The organism is Streptomyces sp. T39, assembly GCF_008042045.1.
Taxonomy (GTDB): domain Bacteria; phylum Actinomycetota; class Actinomycetes; order Streptomycetales; family Streptomycetaceae; genus Streptomyces.
Map to the genome: position 1 here is coordinate 194,652 of NZ_RDBP01000054.1, position 6,087 is coordinate 200,738.

Below are 6,087 nucleotides of genomic sequence, written 5' to 3' on the forward strand. Positions count from 1 at the left end.
GTACGAGGTGGTTTCACCCGTCGGGCGCAGCGGAGCCGGGGCCCACGGGCCCCTCGCCCCATGCCCGGCTCGCCGCCTCCCGCAGGGCCGTGCGGCAGAGCGCGTCCGCGCGACGGGTCGTCTCCGGGAGGCGGAAGTCCCGTGCCAGGTGCAGGGTCTGCGCGCAGGCCGCGTCCAGCGTGACCCGGTGGCCGGCCGAGACGAACACCGGCTTCACCCCCGCCCGGGTGCGCAGCGCGCGGCCGACCTCCTCGCCGTCGTCGGCGAGCAGCGGGGTCCAGGAGCCGCGAGCGGCGTCCGGTTCGGCGTGGTCGAAGACGAACGGGTTCTTGGCGACACCGATGACGGGCAGGCCGGTGAGCACCCCGAGGTGGCTGGCGAGCCCGAAGCGGCGCGGGTGGGCCCGGCCGTAGCCGTCGCAGACCACGAGCCCCGGGTCGGCCGTGAGGGCGCCGAGGGCGGCGAGCAACGTCGGTATCTCGCGGAAGGCGAGCAGACCGGGGACGTAGGGGAAGGAGACCCGCCCGACGGCCGTGGCCTCGGCGACGACGGCCAGGGTCGCGGCGTCCAGGACGACGGCCGCCGCGGCGACGAGGTCGCGTGCGTCGTCGTAGGCGACGTCCACGCCCGTCACCGTGCCCGTGCCGGGCGGCGGGCCCTCCTCGTCGAGGACGACACGCGGACGCAGGGCGTCCTGGACGGCGAGGGCGGCTTCCTCGGTGGCCGGCCAGCCGGCGGGGACTTCGACGATCTCCATGGTGCCGCCCACCCTATGGTGTGGGGGCCGCCGGTAGCCTGGCGATCATGTTCGTACTGGAATTGACGTACACCGCGCCCCTCGATCGCGTCGACCCCCTCCTCGCGGAGCACATCGCATGGCTGGACGGGATGTACGCGCAGGGCGTCGTCATCGCGTCGGGGCGCAAGAACCCGCGGGACGGCGGGGTGCTCCTGGCGGTCGGCGACGACCGGGCGCACGTCGAGCGCCTCGCCGCGGCCGACCCCTTCGTGACGGCCGGGGTGGCGGCGTACCGGGTGACCGAGTTCGCGGCGACCAGGACCGCGCCGGAGCTCGCCGCGTACCGGGAACAGCCGGCCTCCTGACGCAGGCCGGCCGGTGCCCGCCGCGGATGCGGGCGGGCACCGGCCGGCGCCCGGGTCAGGGGCGCCAGGACAGCCGGGCGACGCGGCCCTTCTCGCCGGAGGCCCAGCAACTGCCGTCCGCCGTGCAGTCGACGGTGTCGAACGACCCGGTGTCGACGGTCCGCCAGGTGCGGCCGCCGTCGAGGGTGAGGTCGGTGCCGGTCGGACCCACGGCGAGCGCCGCCGAGCGCGTGTGCGGCAGCCAGGCCACGCCCGACCGGTAGGCGGGCGGGGACGTGCGGGCCTGCCGCCAGCTTTGGCCGCCGTCGGCCGTGACCGCCGCCGCCTGCGGGGACGGCTCCCCCGTGCGGTAGTCCCCGCCGACGGCGATGCCGTGCCGGCGGTCCCGGAAGGCGAGCGCGAACACCCCGCGGGCGGGGTCCCCGGCGGGGATCGTGGTGGGGGTGGCGGTCCAGGTGAGCCCGCGGTCCGCCGAGTGCAGCACGCGGGCCGTGGCCCCGCCCCCGGTGGCCAGCCACACGTCCTTCGGCCCCGAGCTGACCAGACACTGACCACTGGCGGCGAATCCGGCCTCGCCGGGCAGCGCGGCGGGCATGCCGTCGTCGGGCAGCACCGTCCAGGACCGGCCGCCGTCGGCGGTCGACAGGATGCGGTACCGGCCGTCGACCGGGTCGCTCATCGCCAGTCCGTGGCGGCGGTCGAAGAAGGTGATGCAGTCGTAGAACGCCCGGGGGTCGGTGTTGCGGAACGACTCGGTCCAGGTGACGCCGCCGTCCTCGGTGCGCAGCACCCGTGACGCCTCGCCCTCGCCGATCGCGAGCACCACGGCACGGCGGCCGTCGAACGCCTCGACGTCACGGAACTCCAGCTCCCCCGCCCCGGGCGGCGACACGTCCCGCCAGGTGCTCCCGCCGTCCTCGGTGCGCAGCACCGTCCCCTTGGAGCCGGCGGCCCACGCGGTCCTCGCGTCGACCGGCGCGAGTCCCCGGAAGCGGGCGTCGGTCCCGGTGTCGGTCAGCCGCCAGCCGGGCGCCGCGGTCCTCCGTGCCTCGCCGTCCGTGGCCGGTTCGGCATGTGCCGGGCCGCCGGCCAGCACCGCGCCGGCCACGGCGGCGGCACAGAGCACCACGGACACCGCTCGTCTCGTCTTCCCCTTGGCTGTCATGGCGGTGGAAGCTAGCCCACGGGCCGTGCGGCGTCCAGGGTGCGAGACGGGGAGTGGCTCGGCGGCCCCCGCGGTGACACAGCTCACGTGTCCCGCAGGTGCACGGAATCAGCCATTCCGTCGTCTGTGGAGGTAGCGGGAGCCCAGGAGGGCGACCAGCGAGCCGCGGATGTGAGGAGCGGGCCTTGTCCACCGTCATCGAACAGGCCGTGCAGGCACGGCTCGTCGCGTCCGCGCCCCTGCTGGAGACGGTCCCCGCGACCCTGCACTACGACCGGGCGGACCCGTTCGCGGTGCGGATCGACTTCCCCGCACCGGCCACCCTGGAGGGCGCGGACGTGTCGTGGGCGTTCTCCCGGGACCTGCTCGCGGACGGCGTCGACGAGCCGGCCGGTCTGGGTGACGTGCGGGTGCGGCCGTACGGATACGAGCGCACCGTGCTGGAGTTCCACGCCCCGGAGGGCATCGCGATGGTGCACATCCGCACCGGTGAGCTGCGGCGGTTCCTGCGCCGGGCGCAGACCCTGGTCCCACCCGGCAGCGAGCATCTGCACCTGGACCTCGACCACGATCTGACCGTGCTGCTCGGCGACGCCCGCTGACCCGCGGGCGACGCCCGGCCCCCGCCCGCGCCGCCCGCCCGCGCGAAAATGCGTTGACGGTGCCGGACGCCCTGCCTACCGTTGGCGGCGGTTCTGCAGTCGTCGATCGGAGTAGGACGTTGCTCGTCTGAGGTCCTGAGACACCCCCGCCGGCACCTTCGTGTGCCCGCGCGCGTGTGCGACCTCGGCGTACCGCCGTCCACTTCCCGACCGGGACCGTCTTCCCGTCCCCCAGGGCTCCGCCGTCGCGCACCCCGGTGTCTCCACCCGTTGCCCCGCCCCTTCACCGCAACCGGGAGACCCGTATGTCATCCGCCTTTCCCCATCACATCGTCTGCTCCTCCCTCTCCTTCGCCTGGCCCGACGGGACCGAGGTCTTCGACGGCCTCGACCTCGCCGTCGGCCCCGGCAGGACCGGTCTGACCGGTCTCAACGGCTCCGGCAAGTCGACCCTGCTGCGGCTGATCGCCGGGGAGCTGCGCCCCGCCGAGGGCACCGTCCGGGTCTCGGGCGGGATCGGCTGCCTGCCGCAGAACGTCGTGCTCGACACCGCGCTGCGTGTGGAGGAGGTCCTCGGCATCGCGGCGACCAGGGCCGCACTGCACGCCATCGAGGGCGGCGATCCCTCCGAGGAGCACTTCACTGCCGTCGGGGACGACTGGGACGTGGAGGAACGCGCCCGCGCCGTCCTCGGCGAGCTCGGTCTCGGCCACATCGGCCTCGACCGCACGATCGGCGAGGTCTCCGGCGGCGAGGGCGTGCTGCTGCGGCTCGCCGCGCTGCTGCTGGCACGCCCCGACGTGCTGCTGCTCGACGAGCCGACCAACAATCTCGACCTGTACGCCCGCCGCCGGGTCCACGCCGCCGTGGCCCGCTGGCCGGGGGTGCTGGTGGTCGTCAGCCACGACCGCGAACTGCTGGAACTGGTCGACCGGATCGCCGATCTCCACGACGGGGAGGTGCGCTGGTACGGAGGCAACTTCACGGCCTACGAGCAGGCGCTCGCCGTCGAGCAGGAGGCGGCGGAGCGGACGGTCCGCGCCGCCGAGGCCGATGTGCAGCGCCAGAAGCGCGAACTGGCCGACGCCCAGGTGAAACTGGCCCGCCGCAAGCGGTACGGGCAGAAGATGTGGGACTCCAAGCGGGAGCCGAAGATCGTGATGGGCGCGCGCAAGCGGTCCGCGCAGGAGTCCGCCGGCAAACACCGCATCATGCACAGCGAACGGCTGGCCGAGGCGAAGGAACGTCTCGACGAGGCGGTGGAGGCGGTACGCGACGACGACGAGATCCGCGTGGACCTGCCCCGCACGCTGGTGCATCCGGGGCGGGGCGTGCTCCGGATCAGGGACCTGACGCTCCGCCACGGAGGTTTCGTGGCAGCGGAGTTCGAGGTGCGCGGGCCGGAGCGGATCGCGCTCGTGGGGCGCAACGGCGCGGGCAAGACGACGCTGCTGCGCACCCTCGCGGGCGAGCTCGCGCCGGTCGCGGGGGAAGCCGTGACGGAGGTGCCGCTGCGTTTCCTTCCGCAACGCCTCGACCTGCTGGACGACGAGCTCAGCGTGGCGCGCAACGTCGCCCGGTTCGCGCCCGAGGCGACGAACAACCGCATCCGCGCCCAGCTCGCGCGCTTCCTCTTCCGGGGCGCGGCGGCCGACCAGGCGGCGGGCACGCTGTCGGGCGGCGAGCGGTTCCGGGCGACGCTCGCGGCCCTGCTCCTCGCCGAGCCGGCTCCGCAGCTGCTCATGCTGGACGAGCCGACCAACAATCTGGACCTGGCGAGTGTGCGCAGGCTGACGGCGGCGCTGTCGGCCTATGAGGGTGCGCTGGTCGTGGCGAGCCACGACATGGCGTTCCTGGAGTCGGCGGGGATCACCCGGTGGCTGCTCCTGGACGAGGACGGGCTGCGCGACGTGGCACCGGAGGACCTGCCCGGGCGGGAGGGGTGACATGGCTCCCGCTCCGCGCGCCCTGGCCTGCGGACATAACCGTATGCAAAGGGGCATCACGGATCCGGGCTTGGAGGAGTACTTATCGCCCGCTTAACCTACGGTTTCGTAACCTACGAATACGTAGGTAACCACTCCCGTCCCCAGGAGCCCCCGTGACGATCACTTCTCCCCACCTCGGCAGTTCTGAAGCGTGGACGGACGCCCGTCTGCTGTACGCGCTCGAAGAAGTGGTGGAGAAGGAGCTCAACCGCCATCTCAAGGTGGCCAAGGACTGGATGCCGCACGAGTACGTGCCGTTCGGCGACGGCCGGAACTTCCCCGGCTTCTTCGAGGACGGCGAGGCCTGGGAGCCCGGGCAGTCCAAGGTCACCGACGTCGGCCGGATCGCCCTGGTGGTGAACCTGCTGACCGAGGACAACCTGCCGAGCTACCACCACGAGATCGCGACCCTCTTCGGCCGGGACGGCGCCTGGGGCACCTGGGTGCACCGCTGGACCGCCGAGGAGGGCCGGCACGGCATCGTGATGCGTGACTACCTGCTCACGTCGCGTGCGGTCGACCCGGACCAGCTGGAGCAGTTCCGCATGGCGCACATGGCGGAGGGCTTCGAGTCGGACAACCGGCACTCGATGCTGCACTCCGTGGCGTACGTGGCCTTCCAGGAGCTGGCCACCCGCGTCTCGCACCGCAACACCGGCCACCAGTCGGGCGACCCGGTCTGCGACCGGATGCTGGCGCGCATCGCGACCGACGAGAACCTGCACATGGTCTTCTACCGCAACCTGCTGGGCGCGGCGTTCGAGCTCGCCCCCGACCTGACGATGGAGGCCGTCCGCGACGTCGTGGTGAACTTCCGCATGCCCGGGCACGGCATGCCGGGCTTCGAGCGCGCCGCCGCGCAGATGGCGATCGGCGAGATCTACAACATGCGCATCCACCACGACGACGTGCTCCAGCCGGTCCTGCGCTTCCTGAAGGTCATGGAGATCGACGGGCTCGGCCCGGAGGGCCGGAAGGCCCAGGACGAGCTCGGCCTGTACATGGGCGGTCTCGACGCGGAGGCGTCCAAGTTCGACGAGAAGCTGGCCGCGCGCAAGGCGCGGATGGCGGCCCGCGCGAACCGCTGACGCCACCGGGCCGCACGGCCCGCCGCACGGAGGACGCACGGATGACGGCCCTGTGGCCGGAGCCGCATCGCTCCGGCCACAGGGCCGTTCCCCCCGTTCCCCCGTGCGTCCTCCGTGCGGCGGGCCGTGCGGCCCGGTGG

Annotated in this window: 6 protein-coding genes; 4 read left to right on the forward strand and 2 right to left on the reverse strand. The window is 73.4% G+C overall.

Going from position 1 to position 6,087, the window contains the following annotated elements; genetic code table 11:
* Nucleotides 1-13: 13 nt before the first annotated feature.
* Nucleotides 14-757 (reverse strand): endonuclease V, encoded by a 744-nt coding sequence (locus EAO77_RS33140; protein WP_147992016.1) that lies wholly within the window; start codon nucleotides 755-757, stop codon nucleotides 14-16.
* A 47-nt stretch (nucleotides 758-804) separates the two neighbouring features.
* Between EAO77_RS33140 and EAO77_RS33145 the strand changes: the two genes are divergently transcribed.
* The gene (locus EAO77_RS33145; protein WP_147992017.1) at nucleotides 805-1,104 is read left to right on the forward strand and encodes a YciI family protein; all 300 of its coding nucleotides are present in this window, start codon (nucleotides 805-807) and stop codon (nucleotides 1,102-1,104) included.
* Nucleotides 1,105-1,159: 55 nt separating this feature from the next.
* Here the strand turns inward: EAO77_RS33145 and EAO77_RS33150 are convergent, their stop codons facing one another.
* Nucleotides 1,160-2,269 carry a WD40/YVTN/BNR-like repeat-containing protein gene (locus EAO77_RS33150; RefSeq protein ID WP_187283524.1) on the reverse strand — a complete coding sequence of 370 codons (1,110 nt, stop codon included), beginning with the start codon at nucleotides 2,267-2,269 and terminating at the stop codon, nucleotides 1,160-1,162.
* A gap of 185 nt (nucleotides 2,270-2,454) precedes the next feature.
* On the opposite strand from EAO77_RS33150, the gene EAO77_RS33155 reads away from it, so the two are divergent.
* The 3 genes from EAO77_RS33155 to EAO77_RS33165 all read left to right on the forward strand — a co-directional run bounded on the left by EAO77_RS33155 (nucleotide 2,455) and on the right by EAO77_RS33165 (nucleotide 5,947).
* The gene (locus EAO77_RS33155) at nucleotides 2,455-2,871 is read left to right on the forward strand and encodes an SsgA family sporulation/cell division regulator (RefSeq protein WP_147992019.1); all 417 of its coding nucleotides are present in this window, start codon (nucleotides 2,455-2,457) and stop codon (nucleotides 2,869-2,871) included.
* Between the two features lie 305 nt (nucleotides 2,872-3,176).
* Complete coding sequence (locus tag EAO77_RS33160; RefSeq protein ID WP_147992020.1) at nucleotides 3,177-4,817, forward strand: ABC-F family ATP-binding cassette domain-containing protein; 1,641 nt, start codon at nucleotides 3,177-3,179, stop codon at nucleotides 4,815-4,817.
* A 155-nt stretch (nucleotides 4,818-4,972) separates the two neighbouring features.
* Complete coding sequence (locus EAO77_RS33165) at nucleotides 4,973-5,947, forward strand: acyl-ACP desaturase (RefSeq protein WP_147992021.1); 975 nt, start codon at nucleotides 4,973-4,975, stop codon at nucleotides 5,945-5,947.
* Nucleotides 5,948-6,087: the final 140 nt, after the last annotated feature.

Coding starts and splice junctions, on each gene's coding strand:
- EAO77_RS33140 (WP_147992016.1), bottom strand. CDS start 757: ATGGAGATCGTCGAAGTCCCCGCCGGCTGGCCGGCCACCGAGGAAGCC.
- EAO77_RS33145 (WP_147992017.1), top strand. CDS start 805: ATGTTCGTACTGGAATTGACGTACACCGCGCCCCTCGATCGCGTCGAC.
- EAO77_RS33150 (WP_187283524.1), bottom strand. CDS start 2,269: ATGACAGCCAAGGGGAAGACGAGACGAGCGGTGTCCGTGGTGCTCTGT.
- EAO77_RS33160 (WP_147992020.1), top strand. CDS start 3,177: ATGTCATCCGCCTTTCCCCATCACATCGTCTGCTCCTCCCTCTCCTTC.